We start from the raw sequence: 20851 nt of genomic DNA, 5'->3' as shown, positions 1-20851 counted from the left end.
ATGATGGAAATATTATGAAGTCACTTCATGAGCAACGTCAGCTCAAGTGGGAAAGGTGTGTTATAAGATGAACCTGCATTCTATCCGTTATCCGCAGCCACTCGTGAAGGGCGATACGATTGGTGTAGCTGCACCATCCAGTGGTGTAGGCGAGTCTATGCATCGTCATTTGGAAGACAGCAAACACCATATGGAGCGTCTCGGCTTCAACATTAAGGAAAGTACTTCCCTGCGTAACAATTCCAAATGTGTGAGTGCTCCCAAAGAAACTCGCGCGGCAGAGCTGAACGCATTTATGCTTGATCCCGGGATACAGGCCGTCATTCCTCCATGGGGCGGAGAGTTTCTGATGGATATTCTGCCGCTGTTAGACTGGGAAGCGTTGAAGAAGTCACCACCTAAATGGGTGCTCGGCTACTCCGATCTCAGTACATTCTTGTTTGCCTACACGTTGTTAACCGGATCAGCCTCAGCTCATGGTACGAATTATGTTGATCTACGGTCAAATGAATTAGATCCGGTTACGGCTCGCTGGCTTGATGTGCTGCAGACGAAGGCTGACGAAGAGATCACACAAGTATCTTCTACCCATTATCAATCCAAATGGAATATGGCACTGCCCGGCTTTAATCTGGATACGCCTTCTTCCTGGAAGCAGCTTGGAGCAACTGAAGGTAAACATGCCCCTGTTCGCTTCTCAGGACGGTTAATCGGAGGTTGCATGGACACGATTACGTGCCTGATCGGTACTCCTTATGCACCGGTAAAAGACTATTTGCATCAGTACTGCGCTGACGAAGGAACGATCTGGTATCTGGAAAGCTGTGAGATGAATGCAAGTGATATTTATCGTCGTTTGTGGCAGATGAGACAAGCGGGCTGGTTTGTCGGGGCCAACGGTTTTCTGTTTGGACGACCTGCCGGTTATTCGGATACAGCCGATTTTACGTTTACCGATGCTTTGTCTTCCGCTCTTGGCGATCTGAACGTGCCTGTCCTCTATGATGTAGACCTGGGTCACATTCCACCTCAGATGACTTTCGTAAATGGCGCATTAGGTCAGGTAAGTTACGAAGATGGCCGCGGAGCACTGCATATGATATATGTGTAATCACCTTTTGTAGGCAGATGCATACCTTGAAGTAAGAAGCATTTTATTTCGAGGAAGGGTTGTGCATCATGTCTGAATCATCATCCACACCAACCACTCGTGTTGTATATCAGGCCAATCAACCGATGCTGCAATCCGTGCAAAGTGTGCGGAACATGCTGCATCATACGGCTCGTCAGCATATCGGCAAGAAAGTGCACGTTCAGAACATCGATGGTCAGGTCTGGGAAGGAGTCATTATTAGTGCAGACCGCGGAATTCTGTACCTTCAAGTGACGCCAATGCATGGTTATCCTGAACCACGCGCTTTGTTTGGCCCCACAATTTTACCGCTGGTGCTGTATGAATTGCTCGTCATCACCTTGTTAATGTAAGCCAAAAGGCTTCGTCTCTTTCCTCTCGGGGATCGGGCGAAGCTTTTTGGCTTACCTGTCCCGGGATTGCTTATGAGCCTGTGAAATATGATACAATGGTGTCGGTACCTCGCCTTATTACATATGAAACGGAGTTTGATCCGGTTGGAATACATACGTCATAACCCCTCTTCTCCTGTTGAATCCGAACCGGAGATGCGTAACAAAAGTCAACATCCTGTTACTGAACCGTCTGAGCAATCCCAAGTCATCGCCATCTGTCTGCTTGCTGGGAAAATCATGCTGCAAAGCGGCGGTGAAACGTACCGCGTTGAAGATACGATGAAGCGGATGGCCGCTGCATTGGGGCTGCCACATTCACATAGTTATGTGGTGCCCACCGGCATCTTTTTCTCCGTGGATGCCACGGAACCTGCGAAGCTGATTCGCATCTCGGAGCGCACAACAGATCTCGATAAAGTATCTGAAGTCAACGCGGTCTCGCGCCGCATCGGACAAGGGCAACTAACCGTTCAGGAAGCCCATGACCTGTTGCTGGAGATCGAACGAAAACCTTCTGGTTATTCGTATGCTGTGCAGCTAGGGGCCGCTGCATTATCCAGTGCTTGCTTCACGATCATGTTCGGCGGAGGCTGGGGAGATTTTCTTCCGGCACTACTCTGCGGCGGAATCGGTTACGCGGCGGTCATTCTTTTTCACCGCTGGGTGCGCGTCAAATTCTTTGCTGAGCTCACAGCTTCCTTTGTCATCGGCATGCTCGCCTTTTTCCTGGTGTATGCGGGTGCAGGCTTTGAGCGGGACAAAATCATTATCGGTTCTGTCATGCCGCTCGTGCCAGGACTGCTCATTACCAATGCAGTGCGCGACCTGATGGCTGGGCATCTCGTATCCGGCTTATCTAAGGGCGCCGAGGCTTTTCTGACTGCTTTTGCCATCGGCACAGGCATTGCTGTTGTATTTTCACTTTTGATGTAAGACGGAGGGTTGCAGGAAATGCTCCATTTTGTAGGACAAGCTTTAACCAGCTTCATTGCTTCAGCTGCGTTTGGCATTATTTTCAATGCGCCAAGACGGATGCTGCTTCACGGTGGATTTGTCGGTATGATTGGCTGGATTATCTATATTGTGCTGGAGTACGCGGCAGATGCTGTTCCGGCCACACTGGCCGCAACGATTGCTGTTGGGGTCATCAGTCAGCTATTCTCCCGCATGTTCCGGGCACCTGTCATTATTTTTAGCGTGGCAGGTATCATTCCTCTCGTGCCGGGTGGACTGGCGTATAATGCGATGCGTAGTTTTGTGCAAAATGATTACAGTGCTGCCATGGAGATGGCAGCCAAAGCACTGATGTTATCGGGTGCTATCGCCGTAGGACTTGTACTATCAGAGGTATTAAACCAGATGATTCAGAGCCTTTCCCGTTCAACCCGCATTAAGTCCACCTCCAAATGAAATCCTCAATGGCAGGTTGATCATCTCGCAAAAAAAGCCCATCGTCTGCAAGCTGGAGTTTTGACTTAGCTCCGTTCTTGTAGGCTATGGGCTTTTTCGTTTTTGAGATCAAATGAAAATTAAAACGATCTCCTTCTCGTTTACTTGATAAACGTATTTTTTACACGCACCGATTTCAGAAAATACGGAATAAAAATACAGCACGTCAACAGTGAGCGAATGATCAGGTTAAAAGCAGGGGTCGCATCCAGCACATGTTCTTCCCTTCCCACCTCGTTCTGGGCAATAAGAATCCAGGTAGCGATACCGATCATCAGATTGACAATGTACTGTATAATCATCAAACGTGGGAAAAGCCGCTTTCTTCGGTATAAAAGAACAAGATTCACAACAACGATGACAAACAGAATAACGCTGCTAATGAATCCAAACCACAGCAGCGGCTTTATGACTTCCGTATACAGCTGCGGGTCGATGCCCCGACTTCCTTCCCATCGTGCTGGATCCATGATCACCGCAACCTGTGAAATATCCGAGAGTAAAAATACTAGTGAAGCCCAAAGACTAATCTGAATTAAAATCAACCAGCCGCCCAAACCCGAAATGCCTGGAAGTTCAGGCCTGGTGCCACTTTTGGACGAATACATATCTAGATCCTCATCTTGCTTACCATATGAACTATTCATGATACCCTCCTTATAACAACATAAGAGCATCTATTATAACTTAATATCTGTATGTTGTGTTATAAAAAGGAGAATATTCTCTTACAGATCGAGCACGAGTATCAATTGAACTTTCCGCTCCCTTATTCCCTTTCCTTTATTCCTTGCTACGTTTCATCACCGTTCCGAACAACTCCGCTGCAGTTCCGCTTCCGGACTTTAAGTAATGTTTCGCATCCGTATAATCAAATCCCATCCACACGACACCCGTCCATTTCCTTGTATATCCGGCAAACCAGATATCCCGATTTGCTTGCTTGGGCACATTCGGCAATGCGGCCTGTGTCGTCCCCGTTTTGCCAGCGACATGATCATCAGGCAACTGGGCACGCTTTCCTGTTCCTTGGCTTACGACAAGCTGCAGCATGTTCGTTATTTCTTGAGCCGTTCGCCTCGTGATGACTTGTTTATTTTCTGAGCGATGGCTATAGATAACTTGCCCACGGGCATCCGTTATTTCACGTATAAGGTGCGCACGATTGAATCTCCCTTCGTTGGCAAATACAGCATATGTTTGCGCGAGCTTAAGCGGCGAGACACCTTGATGCAGCCCCCCAAGGGCAACGGACAGATTCATATCTTCATCCTGTAATTGAATTCCCATTCGCTGAGCGAACCCTTTGGCCTGGTTCAACCCGATTTCGTGCAGCAGCCAAACCGCAGGCGCATTGATTGATTTTTGCAGAGCCTCCGACAACGATACCGTACCTCTATACCTTCCTCCCACATTGCCCGGCTGGTAATTCCCGTAACGCGTAGGCTGGTCAGGCAGCATACTTGCTGCCCCGAATCGTCCAGACTCCAATGCAGGGCCATAGACAATGACGGGTTTAAATACGGATCCAGGCTGCCTTGCATTCTTCAGAGCACGATTCATATCTCCCTTCACAGGATTTCGTCCGCCCATCATGCCCTTCACTTCGCCGTTATGTTGATCAAGGATAACCATGCTGGCCTGTACCTGTTGATTTTCTCGGTCATCCGGAAACCAGACATCTTCCTCAAATGTCTTCTCCATTGCCCGCTGCGCTGTTGCGTTCAAGCCTGTTCGAATCGTCCATCCCGCGGAACGAATCTCGGCTTCACCCTTGCCGGTTAGAAGTGAAGCCTCTTGCATGACTGCATCCAATGCAGATGTATAGGAAGGCTGCTCCATTGCCGATGTATGTGCCGTTGACAGGCTCCTCATATTTGGAGGAAGTGCTTGGTAATTAACAGCTGCGGCCTCCTGCATTTGCTTGCTCGTAATGATTCCCTGTTCATGCATCATGGAAAGAACGACCTTACGCCTCTCTTGGGAAAGAATCTCGTTATCCACCGGATTGTATATAGACGGCCCTTTTGGAATACCCGCAAGCGTCGCGATTTGCCAGAGTTTTAATTGTTTTAAATCTTCCACACCGAAATAACGCCAGGCCGCTGCCTTGACCCCATACTGCTGCCGTCCCATGTAAATCTGATTCAGATACATTTCCAGAATTTCATCCTTCGAATACTTCGTTTCCATCTCGATCGCAATAGATAACTCGTTTATTTTACGGATGAAGTTCTTATTTCTGTTCAGGTACAGATTTCTAGCCAGTTGCTGTGTGATCGAGCTCCCACCCTGGCTCCAATTCATATGTAATATATTTTCTACCATTGCCCTGCCAACACCAATGACGTCTAGACCCGCATGTCGGTAGAAACGTCGATCCTCGGTCACTAAAAAGGCCTGTTTTAACATATCCGGCATTTCTTGCAGATCGGCATGCACCATATATCCTCCGTTTGGTGTCGCCAACTTGATGATCTCTTGTCCAGCCTCATCCAGAATGACGGTTGATGAAACTTGATTCATAACTTCCGGTTGATGGCGAATAATCATTTTTCCATACGAAAACAAATAGATGTACAGCAGCACCAGTAGAACCGCTACAATAACAGCAACATCATACAATCGATAGATCGAACGTTTTATCTTCATATTTAACATGATGGTTCCCCGGACTTAACCTTCATTCCAGAGCAATCTTTATTCGCTGTGAGCGCCGCAATCGCATTGATCTGATCACTCAATTGCCGCAATTCACCACCACTTAACACCTGAATTGGTGCAGGATTCCGGCCATTAGCAAGTTCATGGGTTCCCCGCACAAGGGCTTGCATGTCTTCGCTTATTTTCTGAGAACGAATCCAGAAAAACAAAAGAAACAAACCTGCACCTATAAGCAAACCGATCGGTTTCTTCCCTATATGATTAATGCACCAATGTACGAGATGAGTAAACCAGGCAGCCTCATGGAACATCAAACGATAAGCTAATCTCATGATCTGGTACATAACAAAAAGAAGCACGATGCTGAGAACCGCGCTTGCTCCGCAAATATAGATGTATTTCATTCGAACGGTGTTAAATCTCGAACTCATCTTCGGTATCCTCCTCATACTTCAAACAGATTGATAGAGGTAGCATACCGAATAGTTCTTAAAGAAGCGTTGTTAACTTCTTATCAAATTCTTAATTTACATATCTAAAGCTTAATATGAGAGGTATGATATGTAACATTCTACTCTTCCAATGGAGTATGGACGGGTGGTTTTATGGCTGGAAAACGGGTAACAAAATCCGTCCGGCCCTGATCACTATAGGCCGCAATCTGCCCCTGATGCAGTTCTATCATGGATTTGGCAATGGCAAGTCCCAGTCCTGTGCCTCCTGTATCACGAGAACGTGATTTATCTACTCGGTAGAAGCGTTCAAACAGATGTGGTAAGTCCTGAGCCGGGATCGGTTCCCCGTAATTGCTGATACGTACCACAGCTTCTCCCTCTTCAAGAGCAAGGCCAATTTCCATTACTTTGCCCTTTGCACCATATCGAATCGCATTGCTGAACAAGTTTTCATAGGCTCTAACGAGTTCTCCCGGAGCAGCCTGGATCCATAAAGGCTCTTGGCCTCCAACGATCGTATAGGTCATTCCTGCTTCTTCAAGCATTGGAGCGAATTCTTCGGCGAGTTGCATGAGGAATGGAGTCAGATTCAGTGGTCTTAAAGACAACGGCAGACTTCCGCCGCTGACTCGAGTATATTCAAATAAATCATCAATGAGTTTGCGCAACGTCAAAGATTTCTCATAAGCGATACTGACGTAATAACGCATTTCTAATTCATCCTGATACCGATCCTTCTCGATATACTCCAAAAATCCAAGAATCGAGGTTAAGGGTGTCCTCAAATCATGCGAGATGCCTGTAATCAGATCATTTTTGGCTGCAACTGCACTCCGTTCTTCCTGAAGAGATCGCTGGAGTTGTTCAGCCATCTGGTTGATGCTCGCCGCAACCACACCAAATTCATCGGAAGTCTTCACCTCAATCCGATGTGACAATTCCCCTTTGGCAACTTCCTGAATACCCGCCGTGATCTCATCCAGGACAACCATCACTTTGCGAGTGAACAGAAAGAAAAACAGCACAAAACTGATGATTCCTACAGCAATCATCAGCGGAACAGAGCCAATATGATTCACTAGCCAGCGAACCACTTGCCCCGGAATCGTGTAATTCGGATATTGCTGATTTTCCAGAATCGTCTCGCCCACTTTACCTGCTCCATACAATATCACCGCAGTCAAAATGCCACTTAACATAAATGCGTAAATAAACTTCCAGCGTACCGTATTAATCCATTTCGAATTCATGGTAGAAACTCCCTGTTTGTATCATTCAACCTACGCGTAACATCCAGCCTTCTAGCAGCATTTAACCTGCTCGTGACATATAACCTAAATCGGTTTAATCATCTTGTATCCGACACCCCATACGGTCTGAATGAACTTCGGGTGTTTACTGTCGTGCTCAATCTTCTCACGCAGTTTACGAATATGCACCATGACCGTGTTGTTAGACTCCATGAATTCTTCTTTCCAGACTTGACGGTAGATCTGTTCCATACTAAGTACCGATCCTTGATGCCTAGCGAGCAGTTCAAGCACTGCAAATTCCCGGGGGGTAAGATGCACAGGCCTGTCATCCACCCACACCTCATGTGTGTCTGTATTAATAATCAGATCATCAATGATCCATTCATGCTCCTTGCTTTCTCTGCCCTCATTAAACGTATGATACCTGCGAAGCTGGGACTTGGCTCTCGCCACAAGCTCAAGCGGATTGAACGGCTTGGTTAAATAATCATCAGCGCCGATGCTCAGACCCGTTATTTTATCGATATCCGTACTTTTTGCAGACAGCATTATTATTGGCATTTTCTGCTCTTCGCGAATTTTCATACACGCTTCAATTCCGTCCATATTGGGCATCATGACGTCCAGAATAATGAGATCAATGTCTTCCGTCTTAAGCACCTCTAGAGCCTGTATTCCGTCATTCGCAGTAAAAATCCGGTACCCTTCATTGCCAAAATAAATTTCCATCAATTTAATAATATCCTGCTCATCATCGACAAGCAGTAGTGATGCTGGTTGTGCCACGGCATATTTCCTTTCTGCTTCACAAGTGCTACATCGGTTTAAACCGAATATCTAAGCAATCTATCTGTACACAGTATACCACTTTGGAATCAACCTACGGAAATCATCGTGATCTTCGCGCACCTGTTCAATCTTCATCATCATCTGATCTGTTTCTTCCGGCTTCACGTTCTGAATCCACACCACTGAAGATACCAATGCCATGGCCATATACAGTGAATACATGTTCCAGAAACCCTCATCCGGCTCACGTCCGTCAAAGTATCCCTGTATCTGTCCAATGGAATAAGGAGTACTGACCTTCGCAGCGAACAAACCCAGTTTCAAAAATTCATGCACAGGATCTCCTTGGTCTGCTCGGTTAAAATCAATTACTCCAGCCAGTTCACCATTGTTCACCACCAGATTAGCGGGATGAAAGTCATCATGCTGAAAACCATCGGGACGTTCTTTCATCCACTCCAGATGATCCTCAATAAAATTCAAAATAGGTTGATCTCTCTCCATTACCACAGGACACGCCTTGTATTGATCCACGTAGCGTCGATGCTTCTTACTCTTTCGTACGTACCATGACTCGCCCTGTTTCTCTACAGGCAGCCGATGGATACGCTTCAACTCGGCACCCGCTTGCAAGCCGATGGAATGTTGCTGTTGCTCACTCATTGAAGGTAATACCTCGGAAGCGTCTTCTCCCTCAAGATAATTCAAGATCATATATCCATTGTTTTCATCCAGCCTGCCAATGCCAAGCGGTGTCGAGCAAAGAACCCCCATTTGCTTCAATGCTTCTAAAACATGAACCTCTTTTTGTTTACTATCTATATCCCGGTATGGAAAGATTCGCAGCAATACATTTCCTTGGCCTGAAACAGCAATTTTGAACTTGTGATCCAGGGAATATCCTTTGGATATTCTTTCAATCTGCTTCGCCTCTCGAAGTTGAGGAATCACTTTCACAAGCTCGAGTACTCCACGCTCAGTTGAAGATAGATTCCCATTATGCATGAATTCTACCAACTGTATCCCTCCATTGTAGGTATGTGCCACCTAATATATGTATTGATGATATGTATTCGTTTAGACAAACATTGCCGTCTTGGGTTCTCTTCCCGTCAAGGTTAACATCGTATAGAGTTGTCCTCTATGATGGTACATATGACCCATCATTTCAAGTAACCATTCCAAACGGCTGTAGGAAGCACCCCAATATGATGTTGTGACATGAAGCAATTCTTCCGTCGTAAACTGCATGTACCGCTGGTAGAGAAAGTTCCGGTTCTCTATGAATGAATCCTTGATCTGGTTCACCGAACAAACGCAGTTCTCTTGGTAAAATTGAGTCATTTCCTCTTCCGATGACCCTTCGGATATGTACAGATCTGCGCGACAGACTAACGCTAGATGCGAGAGTAACTCCCTTATAGAACGCTTGCCCTCAATCGGAGTCAGGTCCAAATCTTCTTCACTTAATTGATCGCAAATATCAACTAATGACGAAACCGCCGTATCAATATGTTTGAATGCAGACTCAATCAACACTATCACTTCCTTTTCATCCCATTATACAGAACGTATGATCTCATTTCAACCTATGTACTTCCTTTAACTATTTAAACACGCTGGCGCCTCTGATTAACATATGCGCTCAAAAAAAGTCCCTCCTCCTCTTATAAACGAGGATTCAGGACATTTTGTTACAACTATTGAATAATTATTCTCCTAATTTATGGGATGACACTCGACTGTGTATAAAAATGAACTATAACTTAACTGGAGTAAATAGAACAACATGTACGATCAAATTGCTCGGCCTCCAGGTCAGCCCCTCGAATGAAAAACTGTAATTCACCGCAATCCAGCCACTGAAAACCGATTGCATCATGCGTATCTATTTTCAAGAGCAGCAGTGTGTCGGATAATTCTTCCCACGCACGCTCTTCATCCCCATCGTAATGCGCCGTCAGCTTCTTCACACATTCCTGCTCACTGCCGCCGTATGCCTCACCCAGCTCAATATAACTCAAAGCCTGATGTTCTGCATCAGGATGCTGCCCATCGGGGTAACCAAACATGCCGCCCCAATTCAGCGGGCTTGGGTGATTCCAGTCGGATTCGAATTCCAGATAACGGTCAAGCCAGCGGCCTTCCAGAGCTCCCTCTTCATCGCGAACTGCCTCTGAAGTATTCCCCTGTTCAGCCAACGCCGCAGCATCTATGTAAGCATAGGTAGGAAGCTCAAGGTTAGGCAAGACGGTAACCGAATGCGCTATCGTAGGCTCTCCCCCCAGAGCGGTAGCCCCGTCAGGTTCGCGTTTTACAAGATTATATGTAGACGGTTCGTAGATCACTCGATGTTCAATCGGATAAGCTGCATCCACACTGCCAATAAAAAAGTACAACATGCCCCGCTCCGGCAACGTTCCGCGCCCGTCATTCGGTGTATACGGAGACAAATCCACCATATTCAGCTGGGCCAGAAAAGTCATTGGCACCCCGTCCTCCGTAAGCGGCCAGTCCAGATCTTCTGGCAGATCAGGATGTCCGCCAACACGCGAATTTCCTGTTCTGCGATATTCATCCGTTGTGGACACATCCAGGCGAATACCCCAGCGCCCAGCATCCAGCACCAGATCGGCAACAGCACCGAGACCGTATTCTTCTTCGAGGGTTTTGCGTGCTTTTCTAGTCAGACGTTCACATTGTTCCGGCTTAATCATATAGATCCTCCCTTTTTGACGTTACACCTATGCTGAGACTTATTCACGTTCACACCTGTATATTCTTCCGCCTTGTCTTTTTTCCCTGCTTTCTGTGTAAAAAAGAGGCTGACCTTCGTCAGCCCCTATCTTTTCATATACTTTTGTTATCGATTTGAATCAGAAGACTTCTGTTGATAAGCAATCATATGCTCCTCACCATCCAGAAATTCATGCGACTGGTGCGCAGCCATCACCCCATGATAACTGATGTCCAGACCAAGGTCTTCCTCTTCCTCGGTTGAACGGACAGGAACCACTTTGCCAATGAGCTTCAGTCCGAACCAGGTCATGGCGAATCCCCAGGCGACCAACGCAGTCAGACCCAGCACCTGAACGCCAAGCAGCTTCCAGCCGCCGCCCATGAACAATCCTCCGTCCGTAGCAAACAGACCTACAGCAACAGTCCCCCACATTCCCGAAACGGCATGAACCGGAAATGCACCTACCGGATCATCAATGCGCATGCGATCCAGCCAGTTCGTAGCAGCCATCATCAACAGACCGGAGACAGCGCCGATGAATATCGCTGCCAGATCACCTACAAATGCACAGCCTGCTGTGATGCCTACCAGTCCAGCTAGTGAACCATTAATGACAGACGGTGCATCGGAACGATTAAAGCGGAACAAGGTATAGAGCAACGTAGCCGCACCACCCGCAGCCGCGGACAGCATCGTAACGATGGCGATGTGACCGATTCTGACATCAGTTGCACTCAATGTACTTCCTGCATTAAATCCAAACCAACCGAACCATAACAGGAAGGCACCTACCGATGCCAGCGGCAGATTGCTTGGCAGTGCAATTGCACTTACACCAAGCGGTGTGTATTTCCCTTTACGTGGCCCGATGATAATAGCCGCCGCCAGTGCAGAGAAACCACCCAGTGCGTGAATCACAGCTGAACCTGCAAAATCCTGCATGCCCAGCTGACTGAGCCAGCCGCCACCCCAAGCCCAGTGTCCGCCAATCGGGTATATAATCGCCGTCATCAGGATGATATACAGCAGGTATGCACGGAAATTGATCCGTTCGGCTACCGCACCGGATACGATTGAAATGACGGCAATCGTGAACGCGGCTTGGAATAGCCAAAACGTCTCCAGGGATACCGGCACGTTCAGATGAGAGAGATCACCGTTCAGGAAAAAACCTGTCACTCCTATAAACCCTCCTGCATCCGAACCATACATCAAGCCAAAACCAATCGCATAAAACAATAACGTACCAATCGTAATATCCGCAAATACTTTCATGATGATATTCACACTATTTTTATAACGTACAAAACCAGCCTCCAGCAAGGCGAATCCGCCCTCCATCAACAAAATCATCGCTGCGCTGAGAACAACCCAGACCGTGTCGATTCCGGAGCTTAACGTTTCCAAAGTCATGCCTGTACATCCTCCGTTTCACTAAGCTGTCTGATCTCGCGGATCGTTTCAGGCGAGAGCTCAATCTCTTCCTGCCGGTTATGACTAGCGAGCTGAATACGTTCCATGATCAGATCAAGGTCACGGATACGCCTGCGAATCTGCTCCATTTTGCGGAATCGTTCCTTCACCTGAACCATATATTCCACCGCTTGGTGATGAGAAGCTGGACGTCCCGCAAACCATTTGCGAACAGGAGACAGCGACTGATAAGCCACTTCCTCAGCTCGTCGTTTTTGTTCAAACTGTTCAATCTTCTGCTTGAGCGTTTCGATCTCATTTTCTTTTTTGACCTTCAACCGTTCGATAAGGTACAATAGATCGGACGATGATATTTGCAATGCTGTATGGTGATACACCTCGTCGATTACTAACATATCATGTCAGGACTCCTTACATATCAAGTTACTTGTTACCGATTATAGTTTGCCGGGGTGTGCCCGTCAATCTTTTTTTCGTTTTATGGAAGCCGTTGTATACAATTCAGCATACCCAATTTAAGGGTATGTTTTTTTATTTTCTCCACAAATTCACCTAACAAGGGATAATGTATGTGAAGTTCGCATTTGCTCATTTTGTGTTTTATGCTGGTTATACAGGGTTTTATATGTTCGGTTGGACATATAGAAATAGTAATGTTATTGTAATAAACCTAAAGAGAGGATGTTTATGATGTTTGAACGTAATGACGAAATACGTAACCAAATCTGGGAGGCTATCTCTGGGTTAGATGAAGATCAATTGAACCGGAAACCTTCCCCGGAACAGTGGAGCATTATGCAAGTGTTACGGCACTTGAATCTGATGGAAAATGTAATCACCAAGCAAGCTCGTCTTGCAGTGGAAAAAGAACAGAATGTGTCCATTGAGAAAAAGCCTTATGAAATGTCTCTGGACCGCAGCAGATCTGTCGAAGCCCCTCCTCATGTGCAACCACCAACTGAGCCTGAGAGACTTGCGGATATTCGTAGGGATCTGGCTGAGTCCCATCAAGCACTGGAACAGTTTGCACGCGAGCATGATGTTGCCCTGTTACGTAGTAAGTCGTTCCCTCACCCGGCATTCGGTGAATTGGATCTGGCACAATGGATCGATTTTACAAGCTACCACGAGGAACGTCATCTGGGACAGATTCGAGAGATCAAACAGCTACTGGGACTGTAAATGGGTTCTCCTGGTTTGTAAAATAAGCAAAAAACCTCCTTATCCACTTATAGTGGATAAGGAGGTTTTTCTTTATTTAAATCTGCGCCTCTTTCAGGCGGTGACTGCTCCAACTTTTTCCCCAGAATCACAAGATCCCGATCCACGCCATCCAGCACCGCCACTTCAGGATAAAATCCCCACTGTTCGAAGCCATGCTTGCGCAATAACCCCAGGCTCGGCTCGTTATGCCCGAATACAAATCCTAGAATCGTCGTGATTCCCAGCTCAGGACAAGCCTCGAATACTGTATTCAGCATCAACCCACCGGCCCCAATTCCACGGCACTGCTGATCGACGTATACGCTGACTTCTACCGTCCCATTGTATGCCGGGCGCCCATAAAACGAACTCAGACTAGCCCATGCGACAACCTGTCCATCCCGTTTCATTACCCACAGCGGACGACGATCCGGTGTATGCTCGTTGAACCATGGCAAGCGTTGCTCTACCGTCACCGGTTCCAAATCCGCCGTGACCATGCGGCTCTCGATGGTTGAATTATAGATCTCCACAATTCTCGGCAAGTCTTCGAGACATGCATATTCGATCTGTACCTTTTCCAGCGTCATTCCCTATTCCTCCATTGACCTCTATAAGTTGAACTAAGAATTTACACAGTCCACTCCGATGACAGAATAACCTTTCAATCGCTGTTATCCCCAGATTTTTTTGATCTCCTTTTCCAAAGGGAAAAATCCGGTGATAAAGGCGCTAAGCTTATGCTTCCGATGTAGCTTTCTTGCAGAAAGCTTTTAGCTTCGCTTTTTCAGGTTTTTTCTGTCCTCTCCGTTAAAGTGTAAATAAAATTTTCACCTTATCCAGCTCTAATCTCATTCACAACCAAGTTCAAGGCTATAATTAATTATAGAGGCTATTATAATGGAAAATGGAAGCTGGCGTACAGCATGTTATACCCATACCGCGACAACAAGTATTATCAATAAAATGTTTTTCGCCTGACCTGCTTACTCTGGCAGTCCCTGAACGGTATTGCCCCGTGTCAACTCCTGGCTCTGATCGGCCCAGCGAATATTGAGTGAACGTGACGTGAACAGGTCTGGACCATCGGATACCTGGAAGTGCAAGTGAGCTTCACTGGAGTTGCCCGAATTACCCAGATCACCGATGCGATCCCCCTGCTTGACTTTATCTCCTTTTTTCACCGCTACACTGCCTTTTTTGATGTGCCCCGTAATACTGTATTCTTTATTGCCATGATCGATAACCACATAATTACCTGCTGGCTTTTCCGGATTCATCACGCCAGGCACATTATCCTCAATATCGTTTTTGATCTCCACTACCGTACCATCCGCGGCAGCATAGAGCGGCTGACCAAACGCATAATAGTTGGCATTATCCTTGGCATCTCCCTGATAACTCGCCCCGTCTTTCGTCTGAACAATATCGAGTGCATAGCGCTGTGTTTCATGCTCGTAATGATAATTTTCCAGAACACTATGACCTCCCCAGAAGACATACATCTCTCCTTTCATCGGGAACTGAAATTCGGTCTTGGTCAGCTTGTTATCTGTATCGGGATGTGGTTCCAGTGGAGTAATCCTTAATCCGGCAATCTGATGATCTTCTGTAAAATTGGCGACGATCCCTTTGGTTCCTGTATCGTCTGTCCACGCATGTTCAGTCAAACCATTGATCTCAGCATCCACCACCTGCTTCCACGACTTCACTCCTATCAAAAAGCTGTCAGCAGACGCCTTGAAATCTTCCAAGGAAACAACTTGCTTCATGTCAGGAGTAAACTGATTATAAATCGCTTCTTTGGAACCATTCGTCAATGTATCCAAGAGATTATCCGGTGTTACCTGTTGATCTGTCGAACCATCATTTTGTTCTTTGCTTGAAGTGTCACCGTTATCCTTTTGATCCTTCACCTGTTCTGTAGCTTGCTTCTCAGCCTGCTTTGCTTCGTCGGAGGTAATTTTGTTGCTTGTACAAGCAGAGAGTACGGCAAATGCTGTCACGGTTAGAAGCAGTAGTTTCCATTTCCTATTCATCATTCAACACCCTTTCTGTTTATCTTTTCTTGCTTACCTCAAATGTACATCATGAGTCTTATGGTTTGTCTAACCTTCACTTACATCTAGTTAAACTTATGGCCCTACCCAAGCTTTATAATTAAGCTTCTGTTAAGGCAACCTATCTTCCAATCGGTCTCAAGAATGTTATGATGGGCAATATACCAAGAAAGAGAGTAAAGAGGAGGTTAGCATTACATATGGATCATGTCTCAATACTGCTTGTTGATGATGAACAAGCGATTTTACATATGCTCAAAACCGTACTGCTCAAAGAACAATTTCTCGACATTGATACGGTCACTACAGGTGAAGCAGCGCTCGAAGCATGCAGCAACAAAACGTATCATTGTATCGTGCTTGATATTATGCTTCCAGGGAAAAGCGGCTTGGAAATCTGTCCCTTTCTACGCCAGGTCACAGATGCCCCTATTCTGTTCCTAACCGCCAAAACAACGGACTATGACAAACTGACCGGATTTGCCGTTGGCGGCGATGATTATGTCGTTAAACCGTTCAACCCGCTGGAAGTTGTTGCAAGAATCAAATCACTTCTGAATCGCTATTTACCTTCCAAAGCGACAGCGGTTTGGCAGCAACAACAAAGCATTTCATTACACGCAAATACGTCATCTGCCGACCTATCGCAAGGCATTTATGATTTTGGACGATTTCAAGTGTTTGAACTGGCTGGGGAGCTGCGTGTTCAAGGACAGGCTGTAACCTGTCCGGCACTGGTGTTCCAGCTGCTTCTATTCTTCTGCAAACATCCAAACCGAATCTTCACCAAATCTGAACTGTATGAACGGGTGTGGGGCTCAGAAGCCATCAGCGACGACAACACGGTTATGGTGCACATCCATCGCATTCGGGAACGCATTGAAGAAGACCCTTCCAATCCGGCTTTTCTTGTTAACGTGCGCGGTTTGGGGTACAAACTGATCCTGCCTAGTAACCTGTCACGGACATGAGTATTCGCCGCAAGTTATTGACTCGCTTCATCGGTATGCTCACTGGCACGGTCATTCTGATTATTTTGTTAGGATCACTTGCTACCATCTGGGTTTTGCAAAAAGTGAATGAAGTGAATATTGTAGATGACTTTGCAATTAACGGATTGGATCAGCTCATTAATTCAGCGGAGATCATGCCGGACAACACCATACGATACGATCCCGATCTGCTCAAGCAGGTGGATAAAAATCATGGCTGGCTTCAGGTTCTGGATGAAAAGGGCTATGTCATCGACGATTATCATGTCCCTTCCGATGTACCAGACCACTACAAACCAGGAGAATTGATCGCCTACTGGGAAGCTAATAAACCGTTCCCCTACCAGCTATCCATGCTGATCCGGGAAAAGGACGGGAAAAATTTCACGTTATTATACGGAGAGCGAAATGCGGCCAAATCCTTACTTGATGAAATCCGTCCAAAGCTGTCGTATGAGGGCGGCAAACTGATTGTGAAACCCGCGGAGCAAGAAACGATTCGCAAAGCAGATGGCTACATTCAGATACTTAATCCCTATGGAAAGGAAATCGACTCTTATAACAAACCGGTCGTAGGCGTGCCCAGCCAGTACAGTATTCAGGATCTCGTTCTCCAGGTTCGTTACCCGAATCGTTCAGGTATATCGGTCGCCACATGGTACGATAACCAAAACGAAACGACCTGGATGGTAAGTGTACGGATTGACTCAACTGTCGTTGAGAAACAGAATCCATACGCTTTTATTCTTGAACCGGCGCTCATCGTCTTGATCTTATCCATCGTTGCGCTACTGATTTTACTCGCTTTATGGTACGCTAATCGATTCGGCGCTCCGATGCTGCACATGCTTCAGTGGTTGCAACGTCTGGAACAAGGGAAGTATGAGGAACCGGCAGGGGCATCAGGTATTCCGCGGAGCCAACGTCGCAATGGAAAATGGAAACGCAAATACCAAGTGTATGGTGACGTGCTTCACTCCATGCAAGCGTTGTCCCATACACTCAAGCAGGATGAGGAACTACGGAAACAAACGGATTCCCTTCGAGAGGAATGGATTGCTGGCATCACGCATGACCTCAAGACACCTCTTTCCTCCATTCAGGGATACGCGCATATGCTGGAAACGGACAAATACACCTGGACGGCTGAAGAAGTTCGAGAATTCGCAGGCATCATAATAGACAAATCCATGTATATGGACAGACTTGTGAATGATCTTGCGATGACCTATCGGCTGCGGAGTGGAGGATATCAACCTGAGGTTGAACGAACTGACGTAAATACGCTACTTCGTGATCTCGTGCAGCGAGCCGAGTGCAACCCTGCGTACGGTGAAGGACGTATTGTTTTCCAATCTGCAGACGCACCTATCTATGGGCTAGTACACGTTCCTTCTTTTGAACGGATTGTAGATAATCTCACTGCTAATGCTCTGCTGCACAATCCGCCCGACTCTGGTCTGGTTGTTCGTGTGACTGTTGGTGAACGTGACGGTGAATTTACAATCGAGTTTGCCGATAATGGACGAGGCATGAGTCCCGAGACCGTGTGGAAGCTATTTGAACGCTATTACCGAGGTACAGATACGGGAACGAGTGATGTGGGATCAGGACTTGGCATGGCGGTTACGAGAGGTTTAATCGAGGCAATGAAAGGCCGAATTGAAGTGTCATCTACACCTGGCGAAGGAACGACGATTCGATTGATCTGGATGCAAAATACAAAAGAAATGGGCTAGCCCGCATTCGAACATTCCACTTGACCTTTCCATTTTCAGTCTATATAATCGACTCTCAAGTAACACCTGTTCCAATTGTTGCATTAAATTTTGCACACTACAGGATTAACCGATCTGAAGTATCCCTGTGTAATTCAGTTCGTTGCATCCTTCATATTTAGCGATGACCAGAGACATGATTTGGATTGCGTGCTGCCCAGAGAGAGAAGGGATTGGTGAAACCTTCTTCAGCGAACGAATCCAAGTTACCCCTCTGTAGCCGTGGTCTCGAACCTCCGAAGATGTACAGATAACGCGCAGATCATCTCAATAGTTTATTTCAATCGATGATCTCGCAAGATGGTTACATATACGGTCAGTAGAGTTCACCGCCTGATCCCCGTTAACGGATTCCAATGAGGGTTATGTTGGGTTCTGTTTGCGGCGGCTGGCCGAGAGCAGAATGCAGCATAACCAAATTAGGGTGGAACCACGAGCCAAGCGCACTCGTCCCTTCTCCGGGACGGGTGTTTTTTGCGCTTCCAACACAAAAATATGGGAGAGTGGTTCACATGAGTCAAGAAAAACGGGAGTATGCAAGCGAGCATTTATCCTTGGGTGATCAGCACGCAGCAGCAGCGGAATCGTCGATTGAAAAGATTGAAGTCCAGTTGCAAGGCGGTGCTGTACGTAGTTACAAAGCAGGCATCACTGTCGGCGAAGTTGCCTCTTCGATCAGCACAAGTCTTGGCAAACAGGCGATCGGCGGGATCGTGAATGGCCAGAATGTCGATCTGAGCGAAAAGCTTGAGCAGAACTGCGAACTCATCATTGTCTCACAGGATAGCGAGGAAGGTCTGCACCGATATCGTCACAGCACAGCACATGTGCTCGCGCAGGCACTGAAACGTTTGTATGGCGCAGACCACGTGAAGCTGGGCATCGGCCCGGTCATTGAAGATGGATTTTACTATGATGTTGATCTGGAGCAGCCCCTCTCCATCAGTGATCTAGAAGCTATCGAGCGGGAAATGAACAAGATTATTCAAGAAAATTGGCCCATCCGCCGCAAGGTGGTTAGTCGGATGCAAGCCTTGGAGCGATTCGAAGCCATCCATGACCCTTACAAGCTGGAACTTATTCGTGATTTGCCAGAAGACGCTGAACTTTCAATCTATGAGCAGGGTGAGTTTTTCGACTTGTGCCGCGGGCCTCATCTCCCATCCACTGGCCGGATCAAAGCATTTAAACTGCTGAATGTCGCTGGTGCCTACTGGCGCGGAAATTCCGACAACAAAATGATGCAGCGCATCTATGGCACTGCTTTTCCGAACAAAGCCCAGTTGCAAGAACACCTTCACATGCTGGAAGAGGCGAAAAAGCGGGATCACCGCAAGCTCGGCAAAGAGCTGGAGCTGTTTATGTTCTCTGAGGAAGCCCCCGGCATGCCCTTCTATCTGCCCAAAGGTATGACTGTTCGTACAGCGTTGGAGCAATTTTCACGGGAGTTGCAGCTTCAGGAAGGATATCAGGAGGTTCGAACTCCGCTGATGATGAACAACCGCCTGTGGGAACAGTCGGGTCACTGGGAGCACTACAAGGACAACATGTACTTTGCGGATGTGGATGACGCTACATTTGCCTTAAAGCCGATGAACTGCCCCGGACATATGCTAATTTTCAAAAACACACTGCATTCCTATCGCGAATTGCCGATTCGCATGATGGAATTTGGTCAGGTTCACCGTCATGAATTCTCAGGAGCCCTAAATGGCATGATGCGGGTGCGGACGTTCTGTCAGGACGATGCCCATCTCTATGTGATGCCTGAACAGATCGAAGACGAGATCAATCGGGCGATCTCCCTGATTGGGCGGATGTACGACATTTTTGGATTCGATTATAAAATCGAGCTCTCCACACGCCCCGAGGATTCCATGGGCTCAGAAGAATTATGGGATCAGGCGGAACAGGCGTTACGCAATGTGTTAGATGCACGCGGTGTCGAGTATCGAATTAACGAAGGCGACGGCGCCTTTTACGGGCCGAAGATTGACTTTCACATTCTTGATGCGCTGAAGCGAAGCTGGCAGTGCGGAACGATCCAGCTTGATTTTCAGATGCCGGAGAAATTCGATCTTACTTATATCGGTGAAGGCGGTCTGAGACACCGTCCAGTCGTCATTCATAGAGCTATTTATGGCTCGATTGACCGTTTCATCGGCATTTTGACTGAGCACTATGCAGGTGCGTTTCCACTCTGGCTGGCTCCTGTACAGGTCAAGCTGATTCCCGTATCGGATCATTATGCCGACTATGCACTTGAAGTGCAAAGTAAACTACGGGCAGCAGGTATCCGTGTAGAAACCGATTTACGTAATGAGAAGCTTGGTTACAAGATTCGTGAAGCACAGATGGAAAAAGTCCCTTATTCGCTTGTACTTGGCGAACAAGAGAAAAATGCCTCATCCGCCTCTGTCCGTGCATACGGTCAGGGAGATCAAGGCATGCAGCACATCGATGCTTTTGTCCAGATGCTTCAGCACGCGGTGATGAATAAGATTTAA

The 20851-nt window shown here is 46.9% G+C and carries 20 protein-coding genes; 8 read left to right on the top strand and 12 right to left on the bottom strand.

Annotated elements, in window-relative coordinates; translation table 11 throughout:
• Positions 1 to 67: 67 nt before the first annotated feature.
• The 4 genes from ABIE27_RS22520 to ABIE27_RS22505 all read left to right on the top strand — a co-directional run bounded on the left by ABIE27_RS22520 (position 68) and on the right by ABIE27_RS22505 (position 2937).
• Complete coding sequence (locus ABIE27_RS22520) at positions 68 to 1111, top strand: S66 family peptidase (protein WP_429351508.1); 1044 nt, start codon at positions 68 to 70, stop codon at positions 1109 to 1111.
• Between the two features lie 68 nt (positions 1112 to 1179).
• Positions 1180 to 1485, top strand: a complete 306-nt coding sequence (locus tag ABIE27_RS22515; protein WP_123063369.1) for a hypothetical protein — start codon at positions 1180 to 1182, stop codon at positions 1483 to 1485.
• 195 nt (positions 1486 to 1680) lie between these two features.
• Entirely contained in the window at positions 1681 to 2460 is a 780-nt protein-coding gene (locus ABIE27_RS22510) for a threonine/serine exporter family protein (RefSeq protein WP_123063443.1), read from the top strand.
• 18 nt (positions 2461 to 2478) lie between these two features.
• Complete coding sequence (locus tag ABIE27_RS22505; RefSeq protein ID WP_123063368.1) at positions 2479 to 2937, top strand: threonine/serine exporter family protein; 459 nt, start codon at positions 2479 to 2481, stop codon at positions 2935 to 2937.
• Between the two features lie 140 nt (positions 2938 to 3077).
• Here ABIE27_RS22505 and ABIE27_RS22500 read toward each other — a convergent pair whose 3' ends face one another.
• From ABIE27_RS22500 to ABIE27_RS22455, 10 genes are all read right to left on the bottom strand, one after another.
• The gene (locus ABIE27_RS22500; protein ID WP_161556875.1) at positions 3078 to 3623 is read right to left on the bottom strand and encodes a DUF2569 family protein; all 546 of its coding nucleotides are present in this window, start codon (positions 3621 to 3623) and stop codon (positions 3078 to 3080) included.
• A 136-nt stretch (positions 3624 to 3759) separates the two neighbouring features.
• Positions 3760 to 5628, bottom strand: coding sequence for a transglycosylase domain-containing protein (locus ABIE27_RS22495; protein WP_429351507.1), 1869 nt, complete (start codon positions 5626 to 5628; stop codon positions 3760 to 3762).
• A 2-nt stretch (positions 5629 to 5630) separates the two neighbouring features.
• Positions 5631 to 6071 carry a hypothetical protein gene (locus ABIE27_RS22490; RefSeq protein WP_123063365.1) on the bottom strand — a complete coding sequence of 147 codons (441 nt, stop codon included), beginning with the start codon at positions 6069 to 6071 and terminating at the stop codon, positions 5631 to 5633.
• 140 nt (positions 6072 to 6211) lie between these two features.
• Positions 6212 to 7345, bottom strand: coding sequence for a sensor histidine kinase (locus ABIE27_RS22485; protein WP_123063364.1), 1134 nt, complete (start codon positions 7343 to 7345; stop codon positions 6212 to 6214).
• 84 nt (positions 7346 to 7429) lie between these two features.
• Complete coding sequence (locus ABIE27_RS22480; RefSeq protein WP_123063363.1) at positions 7430 to 8134, bottom strand: response regulator transcription factor; 705 nt, start codon at positions 8132 to 8134, stop codon at positions 7430 to 7432.
• 60 nt (positions 8135 to 8194) lie between these two features.
• Positions 8195 to 9154 carry a phosphotransferase family protein gene (locus ABIE27_RS22475; RefSeq protein ID WP_240036684.1) on the bottom strand — a complete coding sequence of 320 codons (960 nt, stop codon included), beginning with the start codon at positions 9152 to 9154 and terminating at the stop codon, positions 8195 to 8197.
• A 60-nt stretch (positions 9155 to 9214) separates the two neighbouring features.
• Complete coding sequence (locus ABIE27_RS22470; RefSeq protein WP_240036683.1) at positions 9215 to 9682, bottom strand: DinB family protein; 468 nt, start codon at positions 9680 to 9682, stop codon at positions 9215 to 9217.
• A 221-nt stretch (positions 9683 to 9903) separates the two neighbouring features.
• Entirely contained in the window at positions 9904 to 10854 is a 951-nt protein-coding gene (locus tag ABIE27_RS22465) for a DUF1963 domain-containing protein (protein WP_123063361.1), read from the bottom strand.
• A gap of 146 nt (positions 10855 to 11000) precedes the next feature.
• A complete protein-coding gene (locus tag ABIE27_RS22460) occupies positions 11001 to 12290 on the bottom strand; it encodes an ammonium transporter (protein ID WP_123063360.1) in 1290 nt (429 codons plus the stop codon).
• Entirely contained in the window at positions 12287 to 12706 is a 420-nt protein-coding gene (locus ABIE27_RS22455) for a hypothetical protein (protein ID WP_429351506.1), read from the bottom strand. Before ABIE27_RS22455 ends, ABIE27_RS22460 begins: the two co-directional genes overlap by 4 nt.
• A gap of 295 nt (positions 12707 to 13001) precedes the next feature.
• On the opposite strand from ABIE27_RS22455, the gene ABIE27_RS22450 reads away from it, so the two are divergent.
• On the top strand, positions 13002 to 13493 hold the full coding sequence (locus ABIE27_RS22450) for a DinB family protein (RefSeq protein WP_429351505.1): 492 nt from the start codon (positions 13002 to 13004) through the stop codon (positions 13491 to 13493).
• A gap of 47 nt (positions 13494 to 13540) precedes the next feature.
• Here the strand turns inward: ABIE27_RS22450 and ABIE27_RS22445 are convergent, their stop codons facing one another.
• Entirely contained in the window at positions 13541 to 14104 is a 564-nt protein-coding gene (locus ABIE27_RS22445) for an N-acetyltransferase family protein (RefSeq protein WP_429351504.1), read from the bottom strand.
• Positions 14105 to 14500: 396 nt separating this feature from the next.
• Positions 14501 to 15553, bottom strand: coding sequence for a M23 family metallopeptidase (locus ABIE27_RS22440; protein ID WP_429351503.1), 1053 nt, complete (start codon positions 15551 to 15553; stop codon positions 14501 to 14503).
• Positions 15554 to 15774: 221 nt separating this feature from the next.
• On the opposite strand from ABIE27_RS22440, the gene ABIE27_RS22435 reads away from it, so the two are divergent.
• The 3 genes from ABIE27_RS22435 (at position 15775) to thrS (ending at position 20851) form a co-directional block, all read left to right on the top strand.
• Entirely contained in the window at positions 15775 to 16545 is a 771-nt protein-coding gene (locus tag ABIE27_RS22435) for a response regulator transcription factor (protein WP_429351502.1), read from the top strand.
• On the top strand, positions 16542 to 18305 hold the full coding sequence (locus ABIE27_RS22430; RefSeq protein ID WP_429351501.1) for a sensor histidine kinase: 1764 nt from the start codon (positions 16542 to 16544) through the stop codon (positions 18303 to 18305). Before ABIE27_RS22435 ends, ABIE27_RS22430 begins: the two co-directional genes overlap by 4 nt.
• Before the next feature lie 551 nt (positions 18306 to 18856).
• On the top strand, positions 18857 to 20851 hold the full coding sequence (thrS, locus tag ABIE27_RS22425) for a threonine--tRNA ligase (RefSeq protein WP_429351500.1): 1995 nt from the start codon (positions 18857 to 18859) through the stop codon (positions 20849 to 20851).

It is taken from the genome of Paenibacillus sp. 4624 (assembly GCF_050435065.1).
Lineage (GTDB): Bacteria > Bacillota > Bacilli > Paenibacillales > Paenibacillaceae > Paenibacillus > Paenibacillus amylolyticus_D.
The sequence above is the reverse complement of the archived record's forward strand: the minus strand, read 5'-3'. Positions and strand labels throughout refer to the sequence as shown.

What these genes read in the sequence shown, in the direction of transcription:
- ABIE27_RS22520 (WP_429351508.1), top strand. Translation starts at nt 68, where the DNA reads ATGAACCTGCATTCTATCCGTTATCCGCAGCCACTCGTGAAGGGCGAT.
- ABIE27_RS22495 (WP_429351507.1), bottom strand. Translation starts at nt 5,628, where the DNA reads ATGAAGATAAAACGTTCGATCTATCGATTGTATGATGTTGCTGTTATT.
- ABIE27_RS22450 (WP_429351505.1), top strand. Translation starts at nt 13,002, where the DNA reads ATGTTTGAACGTAATGACGAAATACGTAACCAAATCTGGGAGGCTATC.
- ABIE27_RS22460 (WP_123063360.1), bottom strand. Translation starts at nt 12,290, where the DNA reads ATGACTTTGGAAACGTTAAGCTCCGGAATCGACACGGTCTGGGTTGTT.
- ABIE27_RS22465 (WP_123063361.1), bottom strand. Translation starts at nt 10,854, where the DNA reads ATGATTAAGCCGGAACAATGTGAACGTCTGACTAGAAAAGCACGCAAA.
- ABIE27_RS22490 (WP_123063365.1), bottom strand. Translation starts at nt 6,071, where the DNA reads ATGAGTTCGAGATTTAACACCGTTCGAATGAAATACATCTATATTTGC.
- ABIE27_RS22505 (WP_123063368.1), top strand. Translation starts at nt 2,479, where the DNA reads ATGCTCCATTTTGTAGGACAAGCTTTAACCAGCTTCATTGCTTCAGCT.
- ABIE27_RS22485 (WP_123063364.1), bottom strand. Translation starts at nt 7,345, where the DNA reads ATGAATTCGAAATGGATTAATACGGTACGCTGGAAGTTTATTTACGCA.
- ABIE27_RS22500 (WP_161556875.1), bottom strand. Translation starts at nt 3,623, where the DNA reads ATGAATAGTTCATATGGTAAGCAAGATGAGGATCTAGATATGTATTCG.
- ABIE27_RS22515 (WP_123063369.1), top strand. Translation starts at nt 1,180, where the DNA reads ATGTCTGAATCATCATCCACACCAACCACTCGTGTTGTATATCAGGCC.
- ABIE27_RS22445 (WP_429351504.1), bottom strand. Translation starts at nt 14,104, where the DNA reads ATGACGCTGGAAAAGGTACAGATCGAATATGCATGTCTCGAAGACTTG.
- ABIE27_RS22440 (WP_429351503.1), bottom strand. Translation starts at nt 15,553, where the DNA reads ATGAATAGGAAATGGAAACTACTGCTTCTAACCGTGACAGCATTTGCC.
- ABIE27_RS22430 (WP_429351501.1), top strand. Translation starts at nt 16,542, where the DNA reads ATGAGTATTCGCCGCAAGTTATTGACTCGCTTCATCGGTATGCTCACT.
- ABIE27_RS22510 (WP_123063443.1), top strand. Translation starts at nt 1,681, where the DNA reads ATGCGTAACAAAAGTCAACATCCTGTTACTGAACCGTCTGAGCAATCC.
- ABIE27_RS22435 (WP_429351502.1), top strand. Translation starts at nt 15,775, where the DNA reads ATGGATCATGTCTCAATACTGCTTGTTGATGATGAACAAGCGATTTTA.
- ABIE27_RS22455 (WP_429351506.1), bottom strand. Translation starts at nt 12,706, where the DNA reads ATGTTAGTAATCGACGAGGTGTATCACCATACAGCATTGCAAATATCA.
- thrS (WP_429351500.1), top strand. Translation starts at nt 18,857, where the DNA reads ATGAGTCAAGAAAAACGGGAGTATGCAAGCGAGCATTTATCCTTGGGT.